The organism is Psychromonas sp. 14N.309.X.WAT.B.A12 (genome assembly GCF_030397575.1).
Lineage (GTDB): Bacteria > Pseudomonadota > Gammaproteobacteria > Enterobacterales > Psychromonadaceae > Psychromonas.
This window is the reverse complement of the sequence record NZ_JAPNXS010000002.1, coordinates 280,419-305,444: the sequence shown is the minus strand read 5'-3', so window position 1 is coordinate 305,444 and position 25,026 is coordinate 280,419. Positions and strand designations below refer to the sequence as shown.

The 25,026-nt window shown below is 37.4% G+C and carries 22 protein-coding genes and 1 riboswitch; of the genes, 6 read left to right on the top strand and 16 right to left on the bottom strand.

The annotated features are described in order from the left end of the window. Positions 1-20: 20 nt before the first annotated feature. Positions 21-1,130 carry a tRNA (uridine(54)-C5)-methyltransferase TrmA gene (gene trmA / locus OW492_RS04395; RefSeq protein ID WP_290038711.1) on the bottom strand — a complete coding sequence of 370 codons (1,110 nt, stop codon included), beginning with the start codon at positions 1,128-1,130 and terminating at the stop codon, positions 21-23. A 386-nt stretch (positions 1,131-1,516) separates the two neighbouring features. Here trmA and murI point away from each other — a divergent pair, with 386 nt between their 5' ends. Next, positions 1,517-2,329 (top strand): glutamate racemase, encoded by an 813-nt coding sequence (gene murI, locus OW492_RS04390; RefSeq protein ID WP_290038710.1) that lies wholly within the window; start codon positions 1,517-1,519, stop codon positions 2,327-2,329. Positions 2,330-2,393: 64 nt separating this feature from the next. On the opposite strand, the gene OW492_RS04385 is transcribed toward murI, so the two are convergent. Continuing rightward, positions 2,394-3,086, bottom strand: coding sequence for a pseudouridine synthase (locus tag OW492_RS04385; RefSeq protein WP_290038709.1), 693 nt, complete (start codon positions 3,084-3,086; stop codon positions 2,394-2,396). Positions 3,087-3,393: 307 nt separating this feature from the next. On the opposite strand from OW492_RS04385, the gene OW492_RS04380 reads away from it, so the two are divergent. The 4 genes from OW492_RS04380 to OW492_RS04365 all read left to right on the top strand — a co-directional run bounded on the left by OW492_RS04380 (position 3,394) and on the right by OW492_RS04365 (position 9,666). Then, entirely contained in the window at positions 3,394-5,622 is a 2,229-nt protein-coding gene (locus OW492_RS04380; protein ID WP_290038708.1) for an NADP-dependent isocitrate dehydrogenase, read from the top strand. 277 nt (positions 5,623-5,899) lie between these two features. Further along, positions 5,900-7,294, top strand: a complete 1,395-nt coding sequence (locus OW492_RS04375) for an ATP-binding protein (RefSeq protein WP_290038707.1) — start codon at positions 5,900-5,902, stop codon at positions 7,292-7,294. Between the two features lie 18 nt (positions 7,295-7,312). Continuing rightward, positions 7,313-7,981, top strand: coding sequence for a response regulator (locus OW492_RS04370; protein WP_290038706.1), 669 nt, complete (start codon positions 7,313-7,315; stop codon positions 7,979-7,981). 209 nt (positions 7,982-8,190) lie between these two features. Beyond that, entirely contained in the window at positions 8,191-9,666 is a 1,476-nt protein-coding gene (locus tag OW492_RS04365) for an EF-hand domain-containing protein (protein WP_290038705.1), read from the top strand. Positions 9,667-9,744: 78 nt separating this feature from the next. Here the strand turns inward: OW492_RS04365 and OW492_RS04360 are convergent, their stop codons facing one another. From OW492_RS04360 to OW492_RS04305, 12 genes are all read right to left on the bottom strand, one after another. Further along, positions 9,745-10,425 carry a DUF3334 family protein gene (locus tag OW492_RS04360; protein WP_290038704.1) on the bottom strand — a complete coding sequence of 227 codons (681 nt, stop codon included), beginning with the start codon at positions 10,423-10,425 and terminating at the stop codon, positions 9,745-9,747. 141 nt (positions 10,426-10,566) lie between these two features. Continuing rightward, positions 10,567-11,454: a LysR family transcriptional regulator gene (locus tag OW492_RS04355; protein ID WP_290038703.1), complete on the bottom strand. Its 888-nt coding sequence runs from the start codon at positions 11,452-11,454 to the stop codon at positions 10,567-10,569. A gap of 115 nt (positions 11,455-11,569) precedes the next feature. After that, positions 11,570-12,202 (bottom strand): thiamine phosphate synthase, encoded by a 633-nt coding sequence (gene thiE / locus OW492_RS04350; RefSeq protein WP_290038702.1) that lies wholly within the window; start codon positions 12,200-12,202, stop codon positions 11,570-11,572. An 18-nt stretch (positions 12,203-12,220) separates the two neighbouring features. After that, positions 12,221-13,030, bottom strand: a complete 810-nt coding sequence (thiM, locus tag OW492_RS04345) for a hydroxyethylthiazole kinase (protein ID WP_290038701.1) — start codon at positions 13,028-13,030, stop codon at positions 12,221-12,223. Continuing rightward, positions 13,030-13,707, bottom strand: a complete 678-nt coding sequence (locus OW492_RS04340) for a TenA family protein (protein ID WP_290038700.1) — start codon at positions 13,705-13,707, stop codon at positions 13,030-13,032. Before OW492_RS04340 ends, thiM begins: the two co-directional genes overlap by 1 nt. 52 nt (positions 13,708-13,759) lie before the next feature. Next, on the bottom strand, positions 13,760-14,710 hold the full coding sequence (locus tag OW492_RS04335; RefSeq protein ID WP_290038699.1) for an ABC transporter substrate-binding protein: 951 nt from the start codon (positions 14,708-14,710) through the stop codon (positions 13,760-13,762). Positions 14,711-14,772: 62 nt separating this feature from the next. Beyond that, positions 14,773-15,570 carry an ABC transporter permease gene (locus tag OW492_RS04330; protein WP_290038698.1) on the bottom strand — a complete coding sequence of 266 codons (798 nt, stop codon included), beginning with the start codon at positions 15,568-15,570 and terminating at the stop codon, positions 14,773-14,775. Continuing rightward, positions 15,563-16,354 carry an ABC transporter ATP-binding protein gene (locus tag OW492_RS04325; RefSeq protein ID WP_290038697.1) on the bottom strand — a complete coding sequence of 264 codons (792 nt, stop codon included), beginning with the start codon at positions 16,352-16,354 and terminating at the stop codon, positions 15,563-15,565. The genes OW492_RS04330 and OW492_RS04325 overlap by 8 nt, the downstream gene beginning before the upstream one ends. Position 16,355: 1 nt before the next feature. Further along, entirely contained in the window at positions 16,356-17,246 is an 891-nt protein-coding gene (gene thiD, locus OW492_RS04320) for a bifunctional hydroxymethylpyrimidine kinase/phosphomethylpyrimidine kinase (RefSeq protein ID WP_290038696.1), read from the bottom strand. 67 nt (positions 17,247-17,313) lie between these two features. Then, positions 17,314-17,430: riboswitch (TPP riboswitch) on the bottom strand. A gap of 165 nt (positions 17,431-17,595) precedes the next feature. After that, complete coding sequence (locus tag OW492_RS04315) at positions 17,596-18,207, bottom strand: DUF2057 domain-containing protein (protein ID WP_290038695.1); 612 nt, start codon at positions 18,205-18,207, stop codon at positions 17,596-17,598. A 123-nt stretch (positions 18,208-18,330) separates the two neighbouring features. Next, positions 18,331-19,266, bottom strand: a complete 936-nt coding sequence (locus OW492_RS04310; protein ID WP_290038694.1) for a porin — start codon at positions 19,264-19,266, stop codon at positions 18,331-18,333. Positions 19,267-19,862: 596 nt separating this feature from the next. Then, positions 19,863-20,684: a TIGR01459 family HAD-type hydrolase gene (locus OW492_RS04305; RefSeq protein WP_290038815.1), complete on the bottom strand. Its 822-nt coding sequence runs from the start codon at positions 20,682-20,684 to the stop codon at positions 19,863-19,865. A gap of 397 nt (positions 20,685-21,081) precedes the next feature. Here OW492_RS04305 and OW492_RS04300 point away from each other — a divergent pair, with 397 nt between their 5' ends. Then, the gene (locus OW492_RS04300) at positions 21,082-21,579 is read left to right on the top strand and encodes a fasciclin domain-containing protein (RefSeq protein ID WP_290038693.1); all 498 of its coding nucleotides are present in this window, start codon (positions 21,082-21,084) and stop codon (positions 21,577-21,579) included. Between the two features lie 514 nt (positions 21,580-22,093). Here OW492_RS04300 and OW492_RS04295 read toward each other — a convergent pair. Both OW492_RS04295 and OW492_RS04290 read right to left on the bottom strand, forming a co-directional pair. Beyond that, on the bottom strand, positions 22,094-24,454 hold the full coding sequence (locus tag OW492_RS04295) for an AsmA family protein (RefSeq protein WP_290038692.1): 2,361 nt from the start codon (positions 24,452-24,454) through the stop codon (positions 22,094-22,096). Positions 24,455-24,530: 76 nt separating this feature from the next. Then, positions 24,531-24,992: an Lrp/AsnC family transcriptional regulator gene (locus OW492_RS04290; protein WP_290038691.1), complete on the bottom strand. Its 462-nt coding sequence runs from the start codon at positions 24,990-24,992 to the stop codon at positions 24,531-24,533. Positions 24,993-25,026: the final 34 nt, after the last annotated feature.

Genomic DNA, 25,026 nt, shown 5'->3' with positions numbered 1-25,026 from the left:
GTTCATTCAGTTAGTATTGTTTAATCTTTTCGTTTAACTAAGTACACACCAGCTTCTGTGTGATGTGTATAAGGGAACTGATCAAATAAAGAGAAACGCTTGATATCATGCGTTTGTGTAAAGACTTCTAAATTCGCTTTTAAGGTTTCAGGATTACAGCTTATGTACATAATATTGTCATAGGTTTGCACCATCTTCACCGTCTCATCATCTAATCCAGCACGAGGGGGATCAACAAAAATGGTGTTACATTGGTAACTTGATAAATCAATATTCTTCTCTTTTAAACGATTAAATTCACGCACTCCGTTAATGGCTTGCGTAAATTCCTCGGCAGACATCCGCACGATCGTGACATTGTCGATGTTATTCGCTGCGATGTTGTATTGTGCTGAGTTCACCGAAGGTGTTGATATTTCAGTGGCTAAAACGCGGTCGAAGTTTTTAGCTAAAGCTAAAGAAAAGTTGCCGTTACCACAATATAACTCTAACAAATCACCTTTGCTATTACGTGTACATTCAATGGCCCAATCCAACATCTTTTCAGATATTTTGCCGTTTGGTTGGGTAAAGCTATTCTCAACTTGTTGATAGATTAACTCTTGGCCATCAACCTGAAGCTTTTCAATGACGTAATCGTGGTCAACAATCAGTTTTTGCTTACGCGCGCGGCCAATGAAATTAATCTTAAATTCACCCGATAAACGTTCTTTGAGTGCTTTGATTGCGGTTAACCATTCGTCATCCAGAATTTTATGGTAGAGAAAACTAACCATGATTTCGCCACTCATACTGGATAAGAAGTTCGCTTGGAACAGCTTATAACGAAGAATAGGAGAGACTTTAAGCTCTTCAACTAGTCTAGGCATTAATTGATTGATTAGCTCGCTTGCAGGCGGGAATTGGTCGACACGAATACGTTGGCGTGTCTCTTGATCTGTCATGTAGAAATACAGATCCATATCTTCATGCCAAACACGGAATTGGCTTCGCATACGATAATGGGTTTTTGGTGAAGCAAAACATTCTAACTCAGGTAATTCAAAGGTTGAAAAAAGGCGATTAAATTGTGTTTTTTTAGCGTCTAATTGTGATTCATAATTATCCGGATCAACAAATTCTATGCTCATTTCTACCTCTGTATTCTATTGCTTTTTTGGCGCTATTCTTTCAATAACATATAAATGGATGGGCATTCTAAAGCAGGTGCTTGTACTTGGCTAGGTTATATCATTTTATTTGTTGATTTATCTGATTAAGGGGAGCATCAACACATTCACTAATGGGGGATTTTACATGTTAAAAATAACTTATTTGTTGGTTGCGAGTTTCCTAAAGGTAACAATCATTAAAGAATGAGTCTCTTTTCGTTAGTTCTCCGAGAGGCTATTCGTGATGTTCATTTTTGAAAGGTTCAATCTTCTCTTTTAACTAAATCATTCTCACTACATAAAATTTAGGTCAGTTATTTAATATAATTGGTATAAAATAGTTTTTTTCTCTAGGAAGCTGATTAATGTCTGTAAAACGTGTACTTATATTTGATTCTGGTGTCGGTGGTTTATCTGTTTATGAGCAGATAATTAAAATCAATCCAAGTATTCAATGTCAGTACCTTTTTGATAATGCGTACTTTCCCTACGGCGAGTTAAAGCAAACTCAATTAGTCGCGCGTCTTACTCAATTATTAACTGATTTTTTAGGGCAATACCCAGCTGATCTGATTGTTATTGCTTGTAACTCTGCCAGTACTGTTGCTTTAAAGGCGTTACGCCAACATTTTACTATCCCAATTGTAGGGGTAGTACCAGCCATTAAACCTGCGAGTGCAGTGACTCGTAATAATGTGATTGGTTTGCTTGCTACGCCAGGAACTATCGCCCGTGATTATACACAGCAATTAATTACACAATTTGCCGCAGGTAAAACCGTGTTAAGTATTGGTTCGACTCAGTTAGTTAAACTAGCGGAAGACAAGTTAATGGGGAAAGAGCTTGATCAAAATGAGTTTTTAACTATTTTAGCCCCTTGGTTAAATCAACAAGTCACTATGCCAGATACGCTAGTGTTGGGTTGTACTCACTTCCCACTATTAAAAGCTGAAATACAAAAATGTTTTGAAATGCCGATCAAGTTAATAGACTCGGGTGAGGCGATTGCCTTAAGAGTGAAGCAGTTATTAGGTGAGGATCAAGAGCCTAAGGTTAGTTGTGCAGAGGAACATTCACATCACGCTTTTTATACAAAGCATTTTAACAATACAGCGCAGTTATCTGCACTAAGTCATCGCTTTGCAGAATATGGGTTTCGCAGCTTAAACTATTTTTAACGGTACATTATGCGAGCACCTATAAATAAGCCCAAAGCGGCTATTTATAGGTCTCTGTAGACGATTACAGTACTTTGTAAGTGCCGTTATCTAAGTCTTTAATTGTCCAATCGCCGATAGCATAGCGAATAAGTCGTAACGTAGGGAAGCCAATGTTAGCAGTCATTCTACGTACCTGACGATTACGTCCTTCCATAATGGTAATGCTTAACCAAGTTGTTGGAATATTAGCACGTTCGCGGATCGGCGGGTAACGCTCCCAAATTTCAGGGTTATCCATTATTTTTGCTTTAGCTGGTAAAGTTAATCCATCTTTTAAGGTCACTCCTTTACGTAGCTTATCTAAATCAGCTTCAGTAGGTCGACCTTCTACTTGTACCCAGTATATTTTTGCTGTTTTCTTACCGGGTTGAGTGATCTCAGCTTGTAATTGGCCGTCATTGGTTAGTACTAGTAGGCCTTCACTGTCTCTATCTAAACGTCCCGCTGCATATATATTAGGAATATCAATATAGTCTTTTAATGTTTCACGGATGCTATCAGGGTTGCCTTCATCGGTAAACTGGCTCAATACATCAAATGGCTTGTTAAACAAGACAATCTTTTGCATCGATTTAGGCATTACTTTTTTAGGAACAAAGGTTTTATGCGCCGCTTTTTTTACATTGAAGTGAGTTGGCTTTTTGGTTTGGCGTTTACGTTTATTTTCACCTGTTTTGTTATTGTTACTTTTTTTATTGATGGGAGCTTGAGTCACTTATGTTCCTTAACACAGTTGAAAAAGGTTAAGTATATCAGAATAAAAAATTCACGCAGTGCAGTGATTAAATGGTATGTTTAAGGGTGTCGAATAATCATGTTTTTAGTTGTTTTGTTACTTGTTTGTAACATATACAGTGCATGAATGGTGATCGAGGTCACATTTAAGCCTTTGAGATAAGAGCACTAAACTAGATAATTTTGTTTTTTTCGATATGATATCGGCTTAATTATTTTGTGTAACAAATTGATAACATTTTTAACGCAATTAATTCACTTCATAAATTTTTGTTAAAGGAAATAAAATGACAGATAAATCAGCAAAGATCATCTATACACAAACAGATGAAGCACCTGCGCTTGCAACTCACTCTCTATTACCGATTGTTAATGCCTTCACTAAAGCAGCAAACATTGTTGTAGAAACACGTGACATCTCTTTAGCTGGTCGAATCATTGCTAACTTCTCGGATAAACTGCCAGCAGAACAACAACAAGCTGATGCATTAGCAGAATTAGGTGAGTTAGCTAAAACACCTGAAGCAAATATTATTAAATTACCGAATGTAAGTGCATCGATTCCTCAGTTACAAGCGGCGATTAAAGAACTACAAGAGCATGGTTTTGATTTACCAGCTTACCCTGAAGTAGCTACAACAGACGAAGAGAAAGACACACAAGCGCGTTACGCAAAAGTGTTAGGTAGTGCAGTAAACCCTGTATTACGTGAAGGTAACTCAGACCGTCGTGTTGCTGATGCAGTAAAACAATATGCACAAGACAACCCGCATCGTATGGGGAAATGGTCTTCAGAGTCTAAATCACATGTTGCTAACATGTCAGAAGGTGATTTTTACAGCTCAGAACAGTCAGTTGTACTGCAACAAGATGATGATGTAAAAATTGAATTCACTAATGCAGCTGGCGAAACGTCAGTATTAAAAGCATCAACGCCAGTATTAAAAGACGAAGTTATTGACTCATCTCGTATGAGCGCTTCAGCATTACGTGCTTTCTTTGAGCAACAAATGACAGAAGCAAAAGACAACAACATCATGTTATCGCTACACCTTAAAGCGACGATGATGAAAGTATCTGACCCAATTATGTTTGGTCACGCAGTAACCGTTTACTTTAAAGATGTATTTACTAAGTATGCAGACTTATTTAAAGAGTTAGGTGTTGATGAGCGTAATGGTCTTGGTGATGTGTACGCTAAAATTGCTACTTTACCTGCAGATCAAAAAGCAGAAATTGAAGCTGATATTCAAGCGGTTTACACAACACGTCCAAGTCTAGCAATGGTAGATTCAGACAAAGGTATCACAAACTTACACGTACCAAGTGATGTGATTATTGATGCTTCTATGCCTGCTATGGTTCGTTCTAGCGGTCAAATGTGGAATGCAGAAGGCAAACTTGAAGATACTAAAGCATTGATTCCGGATCGTTGTTACGCAGGTATCTACGACGAAACAATTAAGTTCTGTCGTGAAAATGGTGCGTTTGATCCTGCAACAATGGGTAACGTATCTAACGTTGGTCTAATGGCGCAAAAAGCTGAAGAATACGGTTCACATGATAAAACATTCCAAATCACCGAAGCTGGTACTGTAAAAGTGAGTGATTCAGCTGGTAATGTATTGATGTCTCATGATGTTGAGAAAGGTGATATCTGGCGTATGTGTCAAGCGAAAGATATTCCAATTCGTGACTGGGTGCGTCTAGCAGTTAGTCGTGCGCAAGCAACAGGCCAACCAGCTATCTTCTGGTTAGATGAAAAACGTGCACACGATAAAAACTTAATCGAAAAAGTAAATACTTACTTGAAAGAACACGATACAACAGGTCTAGATATTCAAATCCTAGCGCCTGTAGATGCATGTAAATACACATTACAACGTGTTAAAGAGGGTAAAAATACTATCTCTGTAACAGGCAACGTATTACGTGATTACTTAACAGATTTATTCCCTATCTTAGAGTTGGGTACAAGTGCAAAAATGCTGTCAATTGTACCACTTCTTGTTGGTGGTGGTTTATTTGAGACAGGTGCTGGTGGTTCAGCGCCTAAGCATGTTCAACAATTTGTTGAAGAAAACCATTTACGCTGGGATTCACTAGGTGAATTCTTAGCATTAGCAGTATCTATTGAAGATATCGCAGCTAAAACAGGTAATGAAAAAGCAGTAGTATTAGCGGAAGCGTTACATGTAGCTAACGGTAAATTCTTAAAAGAAGATAAATCTCCTTCTCGTAAAGTAGGTGAGTTAGATAACCGTGGTAGCCATTTCTACTTAGCTATGTACTGGGCTGAAGCACTAGCGGCACAAACCAAAGATCTTGAACTACAGGCACAATTCAAACCATTAGCTGAGTCACTACTAAGTAATGAAGCGGTGATTGTACAAGAGCTAAATGATGCACAGGGAGTAAAAGTTGATTTAGGTGGTTATTTCCATACTGACCCAGCTAAAGTAACTGCTGCAATGCGCCCAAGTAAAACCTTGAATGCTGCTGTAGATAACATCTAATACACTAAACAACGTTATTTGATGCATTACTATTTTGCATCGCATAAAACCATTAAGTCATGTGCTTGATGGTTTTTTTTTGCCCATTTTTTGAAGCCACTGAGTTTACTATGGGAAAATGAGAACTTTTACAGATAATTAAACTCTGTAATAGACAAAAATAATGGCCGCTTTGATACGCTTTTCTGTTATAGCTATAAAAATGATATTATGTAGGTCCGGCTATAAATTATGCCCATCTTTTGCTTTGTTTACTTTTACTGTTTAAGGGTGCTTGATGCGTCTTACTTTGTTTAAAAAAATTCTGTTTTCTATGCTACTGATCAGTTCTTTGATGGTGGTGGGTATTGCTGGCCTAATCGATGATAGTTTCCAACAGGGTTTACAACGCTATTTAAACCATGGCGAAGAGCGCAAGCTGCGTTTAGTGTCTGAAAATCTATCATCCTATTATTCTGAAGATAAAGGCTGGGATGAATTAACCCCAGAAGTTGCAGAGTTTATTCTTGGGCGTATCTTTGCTCGGCCTTCTGAAGGGGAGCATGAACCTCAAAAATCACGATCTAGATATGTTAGTCGTTTATTGAAACGTATTACTGTGTTTGATACCAATTGGACTCCATTGTGGAACAAGAATATTGCCATCGGTGATGATGAATTAATTAAAGTACCGATTAAGTACAATCAAAAAATAGTAGGCTGGGTAGCGACCAAGAAGCGTGACATTACCCCGGGTGCTTTAGAGAGCAGTTTTCATCAACAGCAAAAGTACAACTTAATGTGGATTGTATTGTGGGTGACATTGATCTCCTTTGTGCTTTCATGGTTGTTAGTGCGTCATTTATTAACGCCTTTGAAGCGTTTGGAAGATGCAACAAGCTCAATACAGGAAGGGGATTACCAAACTCAAATAGAGATAGATGGTGAAGATGAATTAGCTGCATTATCGATGCGTTTTAATGAGTTGAGCCAAAGTTTATTGGTGCAAAAAGAAACAAGAGAGCAGTGGTTAGCTGATATTTCACATGAGTTGCGTACACCTATTTCTGTTTTAAAAAGTGAGATCGAAGCGTTACAAGATGGCATTCGTAAACCAGAGCCTAAATATATTGACTCTTTGCATTACCAGGTGCAGAACTTAAATAAACTGGTTAACGATCTCTATCAGTTGTCTTTATCCGATGCAGGAATGCAATTTGACTTAAGCGAATCAGTCAATATTAAGAAATTAATAGAAAATAATTGCTTACAATATCAATTGCGTTTTCAAGAGAAAAAAATTCAGCTACAACATTATTTTCAAGAAAGTGCTGTTAATGTCATCACAGGAGACAGCAAAGCCTTGACCCAATTGTTTTCTAATTTATTCGAGAACAGTTTACGTTACACCGATGGTCCTGGCATTTTAAATGTACAAGTTACTCAAGATAAAAAGATCATGCAAATTCGTATTGAAGATAGTGCACCTGGTGTACCAGATGCTGCATTACCTAAACTATTTGAACGTTTATTTAGGGTTGATGAATCGCGAAGTCGTTTAAGTGGTGGTTCAGGCTTAGGATTATCTATTTGCCAAACAATTGTTAAAGCACACCATGGCAAAATGTTGGCAAGTCATTCGGAGTTAGGTGGCTTAGCAATCACCATTCATTTACCTATCGCATCTCATTAATTTTTTAGAGGAAGTGTTATGTCACAACGGATTTTAATTGTGGAAGATGAAGAGTCCTTAGCACAAGTGCTAAGCGAGTATCTCAGTTTATCGGGCTTTGTGACCGATGTAATTAATGACGGTAGTCAGGCCATTGAGTGGTTAAAAAACAATGCTATTGATCTGTTGATATTAGATCTTATGTTACCGGGTAAAAATGGTTTAGATATCTATCGTGAATTACGAGCCTTTAGTGATGTTCCTGTCGTGATGGCAACGGCACGAGTGGATGAGATAGATCGCCTTATTGGTTTAGAGCTAGGTGCTGACGACTATATTTGTAAGCCTTATAGCCCTCGAGAAGTGGTTGTACGAGTAAAGAATATACTAAGGCGTGCTAGCGACGATAAAAAAGCCTTTGAGCAAATTTTAAGTATCAATGAGTCAACGATGCAAGTATTGGTGAAAGGGCAAGAGGTAAGCTTAACTCGCGCTGAGTTTCGCCTTCTTGCTCATTTTCATCAACACAAAGATCAAGTGTTTAGCCGTGAACAATTAATGTCGCAAATCTATTCTGATAATCGGGTAGTAACAGATAGAACCATTGATAGTCATATTAAGAACCTTCGTCGTAAAATACAAAATGTCGATGCCGAGGTCGATTGTATTCAATCAATTTACGGCGTGGGTTATAAGTTCGCACTCTAGTTACTATATCTGGGTGTCTGCTGCTTAGTGCCGGCACCTACTATTACTAGAACTGGCCTCCTTTAATTATACCGCTACAAAAATCTCTTAAAAATATTCAGAAAAACGCTAACTCCTTAATTTATCCATATTTCCTGCACATTGATTATCTATAGTCTCTACATCGGCTCAGAGCAGAGCCATTCTTACTAAAGTAAAAAGAGGTTTATATGAAAAAGTTATTTATGTTAAGCAGTGTTGCATTAATCGTTTCAAGTTCTCTAACAATGGCTGCAGTTAATAAAGTTGCAAATAACGACTTCGCAAGTTTTGACAGCGACAACAATGGTGAAATTAGCCAGTTAGAAGCTACAGGCAAATTAGCAAAGTATTTTGATAAAGTGGATACAGATGCAAACGGTTCAATTTCAAAAGCAGAGTTCGATAATATTAAGCAAATGAAAAAAGATCGTAAGCAACCTAATTTTGCTGATTTTGATACTAATAATGATGGTGAAATTACAAAAGCTGAATTTGAGTCTGCAAAACCAATGCATAGAGGAAAGCAACCTAATAAGCCTGAGTTTGCTCAAGTAGATACAAATAAAGACGGTGTGATTACTAAAGATGAAGCAAAAGGTGGTTTAGCGAAACACTTTGATAAAATTGATAGCGATGCAAATGGTTCATTATCAACGACTGAATACAACGCCATGGAAAACATGCGTAAAGGTGGAAACCATCAATTAGATTTCTCTGATGTGGATGTAAACAATGATAATGCTATCTCTAAAAGTGAAGCTAAAGGCATGTTACTAAAACATTTTGATAAAGTAGACAGTGATGATAATGGTTCAATTTCTGAAGCTGAATTTGCAAAAATCCAAGAGATGCATAAGGGCAAAGGTAAAGGTCATAAAAAAGCTAACTTTGAGAAAATGGATAGCAACAGTGATGGTGTGATCAGTAAAGATGAAGCAAAAGGCCGTTTAGCGGAAAACTTCGATAAAATTGATGCTGATAACAGTGGTGATATCACTAAAACTGAATTAAAAGCAGCGCTTGATATGCACAAAGGTAAAGGTCATAAAAAACCAAGCTTTGAGAAAATGGATAGCAACAGTGATGGTGTGATCAGTAAAGATGAAGCAAAAGGCCGTTTAGCGGAAAACTTCGATAAAATTGATGCTGATAACAGCGGCGATATCACTAAACAAGAGCTAAAAGCTGCCTCTAAAATGCACAAGGGTAAAGGTCATAAGCAACCTAGCTTTGATAAAATAGATGCAAATAACGATGGTGCTATTACTAAAGATGAAGCAAAAGGGCGTTTACTAAAAGGATTTGATAAAGTCGATACAGACTCTGATGGTAAAATTACATCAGCAGAATTCGAGCTAGTTAAAAAAATGCATAAAGGTAAAGGTCATCCCAAAGCAAACTTTGAGAAATTTGATACAAATAACGACGGTGCAATCACTAAAAATGAAGCCAAAGGGCGTTTATTAAAAGGTTTTGATAAGTTAGATAGCAATGCTGATGGTAAAATCACACAACAAGAAATTGATGCAAAAGTTATCATGAAGCATAAAGGTAAAAAGCGCCCAACATTTGAAATGTTAGATGCAAATGGCGACGGTAAAATAACAAGTGTTGAGTTTGATAATTTTCTACAACATAAAGATGAGATGAAAAAAGCGAAATAAACTGTTTTTTCTCCTTCACTAATATCAAAATGATAATGCCCAAAGAGTTGACTCTTTGGGCATTTTTTAGGTGAAAAATTAAAGTCCCAATTCCGCTAATAAATCTTCATCTGCGGTTGGCTTCTTAGCATGAGTTTCAGTTGTTTTTACTGAGTTATCTGGTTTTTCATCAAATAACGCATCGATATCAAACTTTTCACGCTCTTCAAAGTTAGGAAGCTTAATGAACTCCGTTTTATCCATAGCAAGCTCAAGGTAGAAGATATTATTGTTGGCTGTCGTAAATGTCACACGACGCGCTTGTGGGCGATCTAAGTTGGTATCGATGGATAATAAAACTTGTTTATTGATGGTCAGCATTTTCGGTTGGTTTTGGGTAATGGAAGTATGCAATTCATGGCCAATAACACCAGTAAAATCACCCACCATTTGATTCATTAACTCTCCCATTACATCACTTACTTCATCAGCTGTATGTGTGGTTGCTAGCTCATCTTTTGGCAGCCCCATGTTGATCATGTAATTGGTATATAACTCTAGCGCAGCTGCAGCATTGAAGTTTAAAATAACTAAGCCAGAGAATCCTCCATCAAATAATACAAAACAGCCAATATCTGGTTTCAAGCATGTTTTGTTGATTTTTTGTACCATACCTGAATAGTTAACTGAGTGCCCTGTTGCGTTACTTAACACGGATTTCATGGAGTTACATAACACTAATAAGATATCGTCAGTGGTAATGGTTTTGGTTCTAGCCATAGCAGTTTTTTGTCCCTAAAAAATAATATCATTTAAATTATTAACAGAGCATAGGCTATTATTCAAATATGGGTAGTTATAATTGTTATTTCTTTATAAAACATCGATTTATATCTAGTTTAATATGATTGTTATCATTTTTTACTCAGGTAAAGACCATTGTCGGCAATAGTTAATGAACTCTTTTAGGATTGGGCTTTGATACTTTTCTTTATGCCAGACCAGGTATAAATCACGAGACATATCAATATCAATAGGTAAGGTGACTACGCGTTTATCATTGAGGGCATGACGAGCTGCGGTTTTAGACATACAGGCGACACCTAGACCTGAGGCACAACAGTTGATGATCGCTTCTGTACTTGTCAATTCAAAAGCAATATCTAGATCTGTTAAGTGTTGGCCTATATGATCAATAAAAAAATGTCGTGAACCTGAGCCCTTTTCTCGTAATATCCAATGTTGATCATGTAAATCATTAATGGTCACTACTTTACGGCTCATTAATGGATGTTCAGGGTGAGCTACAATGACCATTTCATCTTTAAGCCATCGTTCTACATGTAATTGCTTATCAATGAGTAAACCTTCAACTAGTGCAATATCTAACTCATAATCAATCAATTGGTTGCCAATACTTGTGCTGTTATCAATACACATAAATTGATCTTGATGAGTGCTTACTTGCCTGAATTGAGACAATAAAATGGGTAATAGATGGTTACCTACTGTGTTGCTGGAGCCAATGCGTAATTTTCCTTGGAAATTATGACTATTAAATAGGCTAATAATCGCCTTACTACGCTCTAATTGTTCATCGGCTAATGGCAGTAATGCTTTGCCCATTTCATTGATTAATAAGCGGTTATTTTTACGTTCAAATAATTTATGTCCAAGCTGCTTTTCCAGCTCCGCTAATGCCATGCTTACCGCAGGTTTACTCAAGAATAATTTATCTGCGGCTGTAGTCAGGGTCTTTTCTTGGGTAATCGTGATAAAAACATGTAATTGTTTCAGCGTGATATTCATAATCAACTCATCGTTTTGGTTAACTTAACATTATGTTTAATAGTGTAAGTTATTCTTAATGAGTTTGCAGTGACAGATTAATGATTAACGTTAATCTGTGTTAAAAAATGAAGGCCTAATCTAAAGGTGTTGCTGCGTGTATCTGTTTTAATAAATCAGCACTGGCTTGTTGTGGAGATGGTGCATGGCAAATGGCGGAAACTAAGGCAACACCATCCACTCCTGTCTCGATAATAGTGTCTAAATTGCTTTGGTAGATACTCCCAATGGCAACAATTGGGAATTGGCTGAGTTGTAGTGCTTTCTTTAGCCCCTGTATTCCCCATTGTTTCTTGATATTAGTTTTAGTGGGTGTCGCAAAAATAGCACTTAATCCAATGTAGTCCAATGGTAAATCATTAGCTTCAAGCAGTTGTTGATCATTTTCGATGGATAAGCCTAATATTTTTTCTGGGCCAATCAACTTTCGTGCTAATTGTACTGGCATATCCGACTGACCTAGGTGCACGCCATCGGCATTAACTGCTAAAGCAACATCAACACGATCATTAATAATGAGTGCTACTTGAGTCCCTTGCAATATCTGTTTAACGGCTTGAGCTCGTTCAATAAAAGACTGAATATTGTCGCCTTTTTCACGTACTTGCACCATGGTCACCCCACCCGCAACGGCATCTTTTACCACTCTGACTAGTGTTGTTAAATCTTGTTGGTCGTCAGTGACTAAATATAAACGGTACGGGTTCATGCTTATTCCTTGGTGCTTTTATTGATTGATGGTTAATTTTAGATGTTGATTAATCATTTCAGAATCAATCTGATATAGCACATCTAATAGATTCATTTGTAAGCTACCCGGACCAGCAGATTTTTTCTCTGCAAGCTCTCCAGCAATACCTAAAATAGCTGCTGCAGCTAGCCCTGTTTGTTCACCAATTGCAGCAAAAGCACCGGTTAATGCACTTAAACTACAGCCCATCCCAGTAATATAAGGCATCATGGCATGGCCGTTATGTAATTGTATTTCACTGTTAGAATTAATGATGTAATCCACTTCACCGGAAATAACTACATTACATCGATAGGTTTCCACCAAGTAACGTGCTGCATTTACCGCAGATTCACTACTATCTAACGCATCAACGCCTTTACTCGTTGCCTGTTCTCCTGCTAATGCAATGATCTCAGAGGCATTACCACGAATGATTAATTGCTTAGCTAATGCTGCAATTTGGCGAGAGGTCTCTGTGCGTATTGAGCTAGCGCCACAACCTACAGGGTCTAACACTACAGGCTTATTATTAGCATTTGCTTGTTCTACCGCATACAGCATACGTGGGATCCATTGGCTGTCTAAAGTGCCTATATTAATCACTAATGCACCGCTAAATGACATCATTTCTGCTAACTCTTGGCGAGAATGAGCCATAATAGGCGAAGCGCCAATCGCCAGTAAAGCATTTGCTGTGTTGTTCATCACCACATAGTTAGTGATGTTAACCACTAAAGGTTTCTGTTCACGTAAGCTTAGTAATGCATGGGTGATTAATTGTTGTTTGTCTTGGGTAGCGGTCATTATTTTACTCCTTCACTTAAGGTATTTAACCCTTGTTGCCAAAAAGCGACTTCCATTCTAGTTGCTGTTTTGAATACTTTGACAAGGTGTTGTCCACGTTTGCTGTTAATATCAATGTCAGCCAACAATTGATCTAAATGTTGTGTGCTATCAATGATGCTTTGTTGGAACTCCTCTCCACTGTATAGATCTATCCAACTAGCAAACTCATTACCTTCAAATAATGTGTTGTCGTCGTTTGCTAAAAAACGACCAATTTCAGCATAACCAATTGAACAAGGCGCAAGGGCTACATATAAATCCACTAGGTCACCGGTCATGCCTGCATCTAATACGTAGCGTGTATAAGCTACGGTACCAAAGTCTTCATCTTCGGCCTCTAAATCAGCTTCGCTTAATCCCCAATTCTTACAGTAAGTAATATGGTGATTAATCTCAAAGTCTAATAAAGCATGAACACTGGGTAATGCTTTACGCATATCAGCTAATGTATTGGCTTTATAAATGGCTAGTGCGTATGCACGTGCATATTGCTTTAAAAATAGAAAATCTTGTTTTAAATAATGTAAAAAGCATGGCTGAGCTAAACTACCATTGCCTAGTTGCAAAACAAAAGAGTGCTTTGTATAAGCTTGCCAATCAGTTTGGCAAGCGGTAATTAAATCTTGATGGTTCATTGTTGTCTCACTTAATCAGATTAATGGAGATGACTATTTGAAAGTTTAAGCATTATTCAAAAGTTGGCATATAGTCTTTTGCCTGTGGTCGCTTTTTGATCAGTTTATTATCAAACATAAACTGAGCGTAATCATCGTAACGCGTTAAATCTACCGCAGAAGGGCGAAGTGCAAAACGAGAAAGCGTGTCTCTCCAAGCTCGTTTATTAAGCTCGTTATCTAAAGTATCAGGTGCATAACTAACAAACTCTTTCCATGCCGCTTGAGGGTGATTAGTGATATAGATAGTTGCTTGTTCTAAGGCTTTATTAAATGCCTTAATCATCTTGGCATCATAGTTATTGGCGTTGGCAACAAAGATTAATTCATCATAAGCAGGAACACCGTGTTCTTCAGGAAAATAAGCCTTAGAGTTAAAGCCTTCTAATGCCAGTTGATTACTTTCGAAGTTACGTAATCCCCCCCAGATCGCATCCACTTTTCCTGATGCTAAAGAGGCTGATAATGCCCAACCAACATTAATGATTTCAACATCATTAAAAGTTAGGTTTACTGTATCTAACATTTTGCCAATAATTGCTTCTTCACTGCCTGAGATAGCAATGCCGACTTTTTTATTTTTTAAATCACTTAATGTATTAATTTTTCCATTATCCAATACCATTAACGTATTTAACGGTGTTGCGATCAATGTTGCAGAGCGAACTAATGGTAAACCTTCTGCTACATCAATGATTAGATTTGGTTGATAGGTTATCGCTAAATCTAGATTGCCTGCTGCAACTAGCTTAGGTGGAAGGCTTGGATCTGCAGGCTCCTGAATATCTACCTCTAAGCCTTGTTGTTTAAAGTAACCTCGTTGTTGTGCAATAACGATTGGGCCATGATTCGGGTTAACAAACCAATCTAACATCAAGGTGACTTTCTTATCTTGTGCAACTACTGATTGGGTAAAAAGTGTTGCCAGTAATGTCAGTGATGCCAGTAAAAATTGCTTTTTCATTACAGTTATTTCCTTATTTTTCAATATACATCCATTTAATGGACCGTGTTGTGTGTAGCTGACTAAAGTTGCCAGGGTATTAATTTGTTTAAACATTTGTCTGTGACGAAGTACAGCGCGACTGAAATAGTGGATAAAATAAATAGGGCGGCAAACATTTCATCAATTAACATGCGTGCATTGGCTTGTAACATCAAATATCCCAAGCCTTGGCTAGAACCAACCCATTCCCCTGCGACCGCTCCAATGGGAGCAATGACTACAGCGACACGTATTCCTGAGGCAAGTGTTGGTAGGGAAGCAGGGAGTTGAATGTAGCGTAGTAGCTGCCATTTAGTTGCTTGCATGGTATTGGCTAAATCTAAGTAGCCTGTTGGAGTGTTCTTTAACCCATCGTAACAACAGGTCACCACAGGAAAGAAAATAATGATCGCCGCCATCACTATTTTTGATGCAATACCGTAACCCAACCAGATCATCAAAATAGGAGCAATTGCAAACACGGGAATGGCTTGGCTGGCGATAAGAACAGGTAGTAACCAACGTTTGACCGGTTTAAATAAGAGCATTTGTAATGCAAAAAATAACCCCATGGATAAGCCTAATAACAAACCTAATACGATCTCTTGTGTCGTTATCCAGCTGTGTTTGAGTAAAATATCGATACGATTAATTAAGCGTTCAAAGACAGATAAAGGCTCAGGTAAAATAAAACTTGGTAACTTAAACAGTAATACTGTTGCTTGCCAAATCACTAATAATACCAATAAAGTAAATATCACTCTTAGGGCGTTGTGCAGCACTTTTTCTGATGTGTTAATTCGATTATTTAAGACTTTAATATTAGGGATTTTATTCATAATCTTGCTCTAAGCGTTGAATAACTCGCTGTTGTAATGCCGCACTTTCAGCATTCAACTCTCTGGGTGTTTGTTGTTTTGGCAGTGATAGCGCACTAGCAAAAGCTGGTTTTCCATGCAGAATGTATAATTGGTCGGCTAGGCGAATGGCTTCCAACGGGGCGTGGGTGATTAATAAAACTGTCTTATTTTTTAATAATCGGTGCGCTAAGTTTTGTAGTTTATAGCGTGTAACCGCATCTAGGGCCGAGAAGGGCTCATCCATTAGCACCACGGGTTTGTCTTGCATTAAGGTTCTTGCTAAGGCTACTCGTTGGCGCATACCCCCTGATAAATTTTGTGGTAACTCTTGGGTTTTGTCTGCTAATCCTACTTCAGTTAATAATGCGATAGCTTTTTCATATTGCTGAACTTTTGATGGAGAGCGCAGAGTTTTTTTTGAAAATTTTTCACTAAGTAACACATTGTCTAATACGTTTAACCAAGGCATTAATAAGTCTTGTTGAGCCATATAAGCGACTTGCCCTTTCAGCGCGATTTGGTTGCTGGTGGATAACTCGCCAGACCACTGCACTTTATCTGCTAGCAGATTAGCAAGATAGCGTAATAGGGTGGTTTTACCACAGCCACTCCGCCCTAAAATACAAGTCCAGCTTTGTGCTGGCATTTGCATATTTAGGCCTGATAATACAGGTTGGGTATCTTGTTGGTACTGTATAGCGCCTTGTTCAATGGTAATAGCCGGTGAATATAAGGGCTTTGTATCTGCAGTGGTTAATAGCATGTTAGCAATCACTGTCATTGTGTTGTTGGTAAAAGTGATGTACTGGGCCTCGCCCTTTACCGATAGTGAGTTGGTCGGCATGAACTAACGCTTGAGTAATATAATTTTTTGCAGTTTGCACTGCCTCTGCTAATAGATAACCTTGTGCTAAATAAGAAGCAATAGCTGAGGAAAGTGTACAGCCTGTACCATGGTTATTATCGGTGTAAACTCGATCTGCTGTTAACTCTTGAATTACATTAGATAAAATTAACAGATCAGTACTGTGTTTATCTTTTTGTAAATATCCACCTTTTAATAGCACGGCTTTAGTACCTAATTGGCGTAACCCGTCGGCCATTGATTGCATCTGCTGCGTTGTTTCAGGAAGGTTATAGGATGTACTATCGCCGATTAAGGCTGCGGCTTCAGGTAGGTTTGGAGTAATAATATCGGCTAAAGGGAATAGCTCAGATTTTAATGTTTGAATTGCTGATTTTTCTAATAGTAAATCGCCATTGGTAGTGACCATTACCGGGTCAATTACGACAAACTGAGGCTGGTACTGTTTCAGCTTTTTGGTAACCAAGCGAATAATATCACTATCAGCTAGCATACCTACTTTTACGGCCACGATATTTAAGTCACTGAAAACTGCATCCAGTTGCTTTTCAACATGCTCTAGTGGAATTGGGAAAATACCAGAAACACCTAGGGTGTTTTGCGCTGTGATAGCGGTAATGGCTGAGCAAGCATAACCACCTGTGGCTGAAATAGCCTTAATATCCGCTTGAATACCTGCGCCACCGCCACTGTCAGAACCTGCGATGGTCAACACAATAGGCACTTCTGCATGAGTTGAAGATATTTTAATTGAGTCTGCTATTTGAGTTTTAAGGTTGTTATTGGCCATCATTGCTCCGATTACAACGCCATCGGAACTATATGATAAAACCCAATACGCGCAAAGGTGCACTATGGTAGGTGTTTACATAGTTCCCTGCGCCAGTGCTAACTGTATCAGGTTCAACGGGTATCGATGCAATCCCAGTAGATATCGCATTCGTTCTCAGCCTTCGGCTCCCCGACTATAAGTGTTTTGAATCATAACAAGTTTAAATGAAAGTGCAATGCAACATATAGCGCTTTGTTATCTGTGAGGCATAAATTTATGAGGAAAAGGGGAAGGATATGTTTGCGCTTGCTGAGTTAAGCAAAGCGCAAACAAGAGATAATTCATTTTAACAAGTAAAATAGATCAGTTACTTAGTGTGATTGGTATTAATACGCGCTTTAAATTGCGCACGAGTTTTCTCATCTGCTTTCTTGTACCAGTAATCTAGCATTTGACCTGCTACATCACCTTCAGTTTGACCATTGGCTGGAATAATAATTGTCTCCGGTTGTTGTAATGAAGCTGGTTTGTCTGTTTGATTATAAGCAATCACTTCTGAGGCTAAGTCTCTATTGAGTTGATAACCCTCTTTTATTAATTTGCCTTGTTCAAACTCGACTGATTTACCACTATCATCTTTTAGTGTTATTTGTGGCTTTTTATTAAACTGGTCAACCTCTTTTTCTGAATTCAGTTCGGGTAGAGTAATAGTGAAATTTTGGTTAGCACCTGAAAAAGAGATTAATATTATTTCTGATGTAAATAGCTGACTCTCTCCTTCTGAACGATAACGAGTTTGATATTGGAAGCCAATTTGGTTTTGACCATTTTTTAATCGCAAAGCGTTTTCTGAATTTGAAATTTTTTCGTTAACTAATTGTAGTTTTAGTTGTGGGGGGAATGTCAGATTTATATCAGCTAGCACTTGTGTGCTTAATATACTGGCTATTGCAAAGGTAAAAATGTTCCATAATTTCATAAATGATGCTCATTTTAATAGTTAAACGCTGTAAGCGCAGAGAAGGAAATACACTACCAGTATGCCATTAAAAAAGCACTCAAAAGAGAGTGCTTTTCATATTTCTATTATGTTAATAGAGATTTAGAATTTGTAACGAGCACCGATTTGAATCGCATCTTCTTCATCACCATCAGCAGTATCACCGCTTAATGCAATTTTGTAGCTGCCGTAGACTGCAAAGTTGTCAATGTAACGAGCGTACTCTAAACCGATAAAGTTCAATTTTTCATCATCAGCATCATCTTGCGAGTAGTAGTTGTAGCTTACGTTTACTGCGTTTTCACCGAAGTAATAAGCTGCAAATGCATCCATTCCTTCAAAATCATCCCCTTCTTCGTCACCCATTAAACCAGTTGCAGCTAAGTAAACACTATCTTTAGAGTATTTTGCGCCTAGTAAGTAAGTGTTTGTTGTATCGTCTGCTACTTCAGCAGATGTAAAACCAGCTGCTAATTCTACAGCAGGTGATACTTTGTAACCTACAACTGCACCAAAACCTTGTGTGCTAGTTGCATCTATTTTCGTGCCAGATACTTGGAAGGTAAGTCCATCGCTTTCAACTGCGTAGCGTAATGTATTTCTTGAACGGTCTCCAGTTACAGCGTTAAATTCATTGATGTAACCACTAAATGTTTCAGCTTGGTCTGTAAAGTTTGTAAGGTAAGTTACTGCATTATTTTGGTGACCGTAAATGACAGTACCGTAATTAGTGTCAGCACCAACATAAAGATGACGAGTGCTGCTAATGTCTGTATCGCCCGTTTCGTCATTTTCTTTTATTTCAAACTCATAACGACCAAATACTGTTAAGTCATCGCTTAGTGCATTTGAGCCACTAAGGTTTAAACGAACGCGAGATGTATCGTCGTAACTACCGTCAGCTCGGTATCCTCGAACTTCAGCTCGACCGTCAATGTTAAATTCTTGAGTATCCGTTTTGTAAATTGTTGCGGCATAAAGAGGTGATGCAATAACTGCACTAGATGCGATAGCTAGTAGATATTTATTGAATGTCATATTCATTTTCCTGTTTTTTATTAGATTCATTTAAAAACTGTCATATTTAAATGTTATTGTTTTAGTTAAGCAGGAAGATGTTGTAAGTGCTTCCTGCAAAAAATGTAGACTTTCCATGTCCCTTTAAATCTCAATTGCCAATCTATATAAATTTTTCAAAGAATTCACAATAAACTCACAAAAAAAATGGTGTTTGGTGATCTTTGTCACAACTCTTGTTATTTAAAATTTTATATTTTTATAAATTTGGTCTACGTGGTGAATTTTCATTTGGGTTAGTTGTTTAAAAGTGAGATTTTTCCAAATCAACTAATGGGGGGCTCTACTTGTAGACACTAGTTGCTTAATTAGTAGCCGAATAGCTAGAAATCTTCTAATAAAGTGATTATATAGCTAGCAATAAAGAAAGATATCCAAGACCAATTTTTATAGATAACAAAGACTTATTGCTGATAAATAATATTTTTTACGTCTGATCTTTTGTGGATTCCAAAATATAGAAGACAAACCTAAGCTACTTTTCTAGTAAAATAGCTTAGGCTCAGAATCTAGCGTCTATTGAAGTTTATTAATTACAACAATTGAAGATGTTTTTCTTATTGCTTAAACCAGTCGATGTAAAAGTCAGGAGCGACTTTGTATTGCTTGGCTAATTTTTCAATACTTGCATGATTGGAAATTTTATCTGCGTGAATACCGCTAGTAATGAATAAACTACTAATACCTGCGCCATTTGCGCCTGCAATGTCATGCTCTAAACTATCACCGACAGCAATAGCGTTACCCCATCCACCAACTAGGGTTTTGCACATGTCGTAGATCTCTTTTTGTGGCTTACCATGCCAATGTACTTTTCCGCCCAGCTTTTGGTAGGCCATGGCAATCGCACCTGGACAGGTTTTTAAGTTACCTTCTGGTGTCATGGCAACAAGATCAGGGTTACTCACAACTAACTCTAGGTTGTTACGGCAGGCAATAGCTAAATCCTCCATATAAGCTTCAACACTGCCTCTATCTACACCACAACATAGTATAAAAGAAGCTTGCTCTGCTGTTGCTACTGATTGCACACTGCAATCTTCAAGTACAGTATCATCTTCTTCCCATTTGAAATGTAAGGCTTGTTGACCCAGAGTTTTGAACTTCCCTGAGTTGAAGTTATCACGCATATGATCACCAGACGTCAGCACATCTAGGTATAGATCACGGCTGATGCCTGATTCAGTGAGTCGAGCATAGGAGAATGCACTGTTTTTGCCGCTATTCGATAAGATGACGACTTTTTTGTTATGTGCTTTTAATAAATTTAATGCAGCTATTGCTTCAGGGAAAGCGTGTCCACCATTATGTAATACACCCCATTGATCTAGAATAAAAGTGTCAAATTTATCAATAATATCTGTTAAACCTGCAATCATTTTCAATGTACTAACTCCTCTTTTTGAAGGTGATAAAGGCTCTATTCATATCATTGTATACTGCTTTTATGTCAGCTTATAGTGTGGCCAATATAGTGCGAGGGCTATCTAGTCGTTTTTTATGAATCAATATTTTCAAGATAATTCAATAATTATTTATTTTTAAGCTTATGATTTTATTTGTTTTTCTATTTATATAGATAAAAAGCATTAAGATTCACTGGGGCATTGTTAAGCGATAGGGAGTCAAATGTTTAGTATTTAAATTAAAATTGATAAAAGCCGACTGTTTGATATTTGTTGTTTAATTAGACTGATCTTATTTGTTTTAGCAAGCGTAAAACAATCTGAACATTTCGAAATAACACTCTACAGTCCAATCCAAAAGGAAAATACTATGTTAAAGAAGTTCATCACTACCTTATCAATTTTAGTTGCTAGCTTTACCTTCACCTCTGTTGCGCAGGCTGCACATCATGGTACGCACAAAGACATCGTTGAAGTGGCATCAGAAAATGGTTCTTTTACAACTTTAGTTGCAGCAGTCAAAGCTGCCGGATTAGTTGATACCTTAAAAGGTGAAGGCCCATTTACAGTATTTGCTCCAACAGACGATGCATTTTCGAAACTGCCTGAAGACACTGTTGAGATGCTATTGAAGCCAGAGAATAAAGATAAGCTGGTTGCAGTGCTGACTTATCATGTTGTACCAGGAAAAGTGACTGCATCAGAAGTAGTGAAAATCGATAGCGCAAAAACAGTTCAAGGTCAGTCGGTCATGATTAAAGTTAATGACGACAAAGTAATGGTTAATAATGCACATGTTGTGATTGCCGATGTTGAAGCGAGCAATGGTATTATTCATGCTGTTGACACAGTGTTAATGCCAAAATAAATTCCATAATTCATCACTTTCATACGAAAGAGATTAATTCTTAAATTGAGTCTTAAGAATTTAATGTAAAGGGTAACGCAAGTTATCCTTTTTTTTTGTGGTTAATATTTTGTTCTGTATAAGAGCAATCTCAATCATCAACTTCTTTCTTCAGTTTTTCGACTGAAGATTAACCCTGTTAATTTTTGAAAGGTTCAACTTATGCTCTAAACTAAGTTATGCTTCTCACGCAAAATAGGCCGCCTTATAAACCTCTCAACTCAAAGGGGAAATAGCCTCCAGCCTCTCGGGAACGTATTCAATTGAGTCGTGTTAGGTTGGTCTGTTACTGTAAAGTCTGGCGATGAGATCGATGCTTAATTAAGTCTATGAATGCTTTATATAGATAAAAAAATAGCTAAATCAGTGGGCTGATTTAGCTATTTTATAACTCTGTATATTGAGTTAATGATAAAAGTATTAAGATTTTGCTAACGATTAAGCGGTTAACTCACTCACTTATTTTTATCACACTCTAGAATAAGCCTTTTAACTTGTTTTTTAAGTCTTTTGCTTCTTCTTTTAAGTCATCAGTAGAGACTTTCTCTCCAGATAATATGTCTTTGGTTGTATCTTTGAGTGCTTCTTTAGCTTTATCCTTAACGGCTGTTTTAGCTGCTTCAAGTTGCTCTTTTAACGCACCTTCAGTATCGAGGCTAAAGCTTGGATCAGAAAATGAACCTTGTATACGCAGTGGAATAGAAACCCCGCTTAAATCTGCATAACTAGTACTTTCATCTGTTTTAGATAAAGGTGTAACCCCTAACTTGTAGTCAATCGTTTGCTTGATAGTATCAGCTGTACCTGCACCATCTAAACGAATAACGGGTGATGTCATGGTTAACTTTTGATTATTAGCAATACCATCATCTACAGTAAACTCACCGGTTAAAGAAGCAAAGTCAGTCTTTTTAACCAATTTATCTTCATCAATTGTTTTACCCGTTAGTTTAGCTTTGAATACACGTATTTCATAAGGTAAGTTAATGCCATAAAGTTCCCCGTCTAGTACTTTAAAGTCACCTTTTGCATTTACACCTTGCTGGATTTTAGTGCTAGTCAGGCCTTGACCACTAGCTGCCAGGTTAAAATTCGCTGTACCACTTAACAGATCAACTTCTGCTGCATCTTTTAAAAGAGGGAGTAAAGCAACATTTTTCAGTGTTGTGGTTGCTTGGTAACTATTTTTACCGCCGTCTTCATCAACAGATGCGTTAACAGTTAATGAACCATCATATAGGTTAGCGGTTAATGGATTGATGGTTGCTTTGCCATTTTTAACTGTTAAACCATTAGTAATTTTTCCGATGGTAATATCTTGGTATAAAATACCGGCAATAGTTAACGATCCTTTAATATCTAAGTCATTAAGAATGCTTAAATCTGGCTCAACTTCTTCGCTTGTAGTGGTTGTTTCTTGTTCAGAATTAGCGTTTTCTGTGGCTTCAGGTAGGTAAGGGTTTAAATTCCAAACATTACCGTTTAAGTTGTAACGGATAACTGGCACTGCTTGTTGAACAAAACTAACTTCACCATTTAATTCAATATCATCAACTTTGGTTTTAAGTGATGTTAGGCTGAGTTTTTGTTGGTCTAGGTCGTAACTGATATCTGTTGAGATATCACTGTTAATTTTGTTTTCACCAATAGCTGCAACCACCATCTCACTGTCAATGGTAAATTGTTTAATAAGAATTTTTTGGAAATCACTTACAGTTAGCTCTTGTAAGGAGAAGTTCATTTCACCTTCAACATCATTACCTTTAACAGAATTATTTACTTTAAACGTATCAATTTTTGCCGTTTTTTTGGCGATATCTAGCGCAAGGTTCGTTTCTAATGTGCTGTTTACTTGGTTATTTTGTAATGCAGAACCATTCAAACTACTGGTTAAGGTTAATTTACCTAAGTTCACTTGGTTATGTTCAACAACATTGATATCACTACTATTGATATAAATGGTGCCAGCTAAGAAATCACCGGTAAATGTATTGTTAATAGTGATTGCTTGAATATCTAGTTCTTGTGTTTCAGGCTGGTATTTTAAACCACTGGTGAAAATCATATTAAGCTTACTGCCAGATAAGGCATCACTTAAAATATCACTTTCAATGGTTAAATTAGTTAGCTCTACCGTGGTTAAGTCGGCATCAACAAATACGTCCGCGTTAACATCAATATCTGCTTCTACTTGGCTATTTTTAACTGAACTGTTTAAGCTGAAGTGCGCAACTTGTCCAAATGCAAACTCTTCTAGTTGAAGACTATTAATAGCAACTTCTTGCGTTTCATCGGTTTGATGGTCAATCACTTTTAAAGTCGCATTGGTGATATTGATACCAGACAAGACAAATTTCGATAGGTCTAGTGAACTCGATGCTTCTTCGTCAGTCGTCTCTGTTGATTTTTGATCTACAGTGTCAGTCGCCGTTTCTTCGCTAGTATCTGCTGTAAGGTCGTCAAGGTTAGTCGTACCATCTTTATTAGTGATTAAATTGAATTCAACACCATCAAGTACAATCTCTCCAATTTCTAAGTTACCAGAAAATAAAGGTAAAATGTTAATCGATACAGCAGCTTCTTGTATGTTTAATAGTGTTTTTTCTTCGAATTCTGGACTGTTTTGTAATGTTACTTGTCCACTTTTAAACCCTAATAGCGGATATAAGCTCCAACCTAGGTCTCCTGTGATCACTAAGTCTCGGTCAATGGCGTTTTTAGCTTGGTCTTGAATTTGTTGTTTGTAGTCATTTGGGTCAACGGTAGCAACTACGATCACGATGGCTGCAACTAATAAAAGTAATACGGCTAATGCGAGTTTTAGAAACAATTTCATTAACATGTCCTTATAAAGAAAAGATTTATTGGTAATAGACAGTGTAATAGCTTAAGGGTTCATGATCACTATTTGATTACATTATAGGGAGTTCGGTAGTAAATTTTAACTGTTGCATAGCAAAGCTAGTATTCACATCGGTTAATCCGTCTACATCATTTACCAATTGCTGGTAAAAGTGATCATAACTACGCATATCTTTAACAATCACTTTGAGTAAGTAATCATATTCACCAGCCATTCTATAAAACTCTAAAACTTGCGCAAATCCTTTTACCTGCTGTACACAGTTTCGCAGCCAGACTTCCGAATGTTGTTGTGTTTTAATTTGTACAAAGGCGACCAGTTCTAGGCCTACCTTTTCAGGGGCAACTAATGCAACGCGCTTTTGGATAACACCTTCACTTTCTAAGCGTTTAATTCTGTTCCAGCATGGTGTACTGGTTAGGTTCAATTGCTCTGATAATTGCTGTAATGATAATGAAGCATCTTGCTGTAGTAAGGTAATTATCTTTTTATCCGTAGCGTCTAAGCTCATATTGCCTCTTCAATTTTTCTATAGAGTAAGTTGG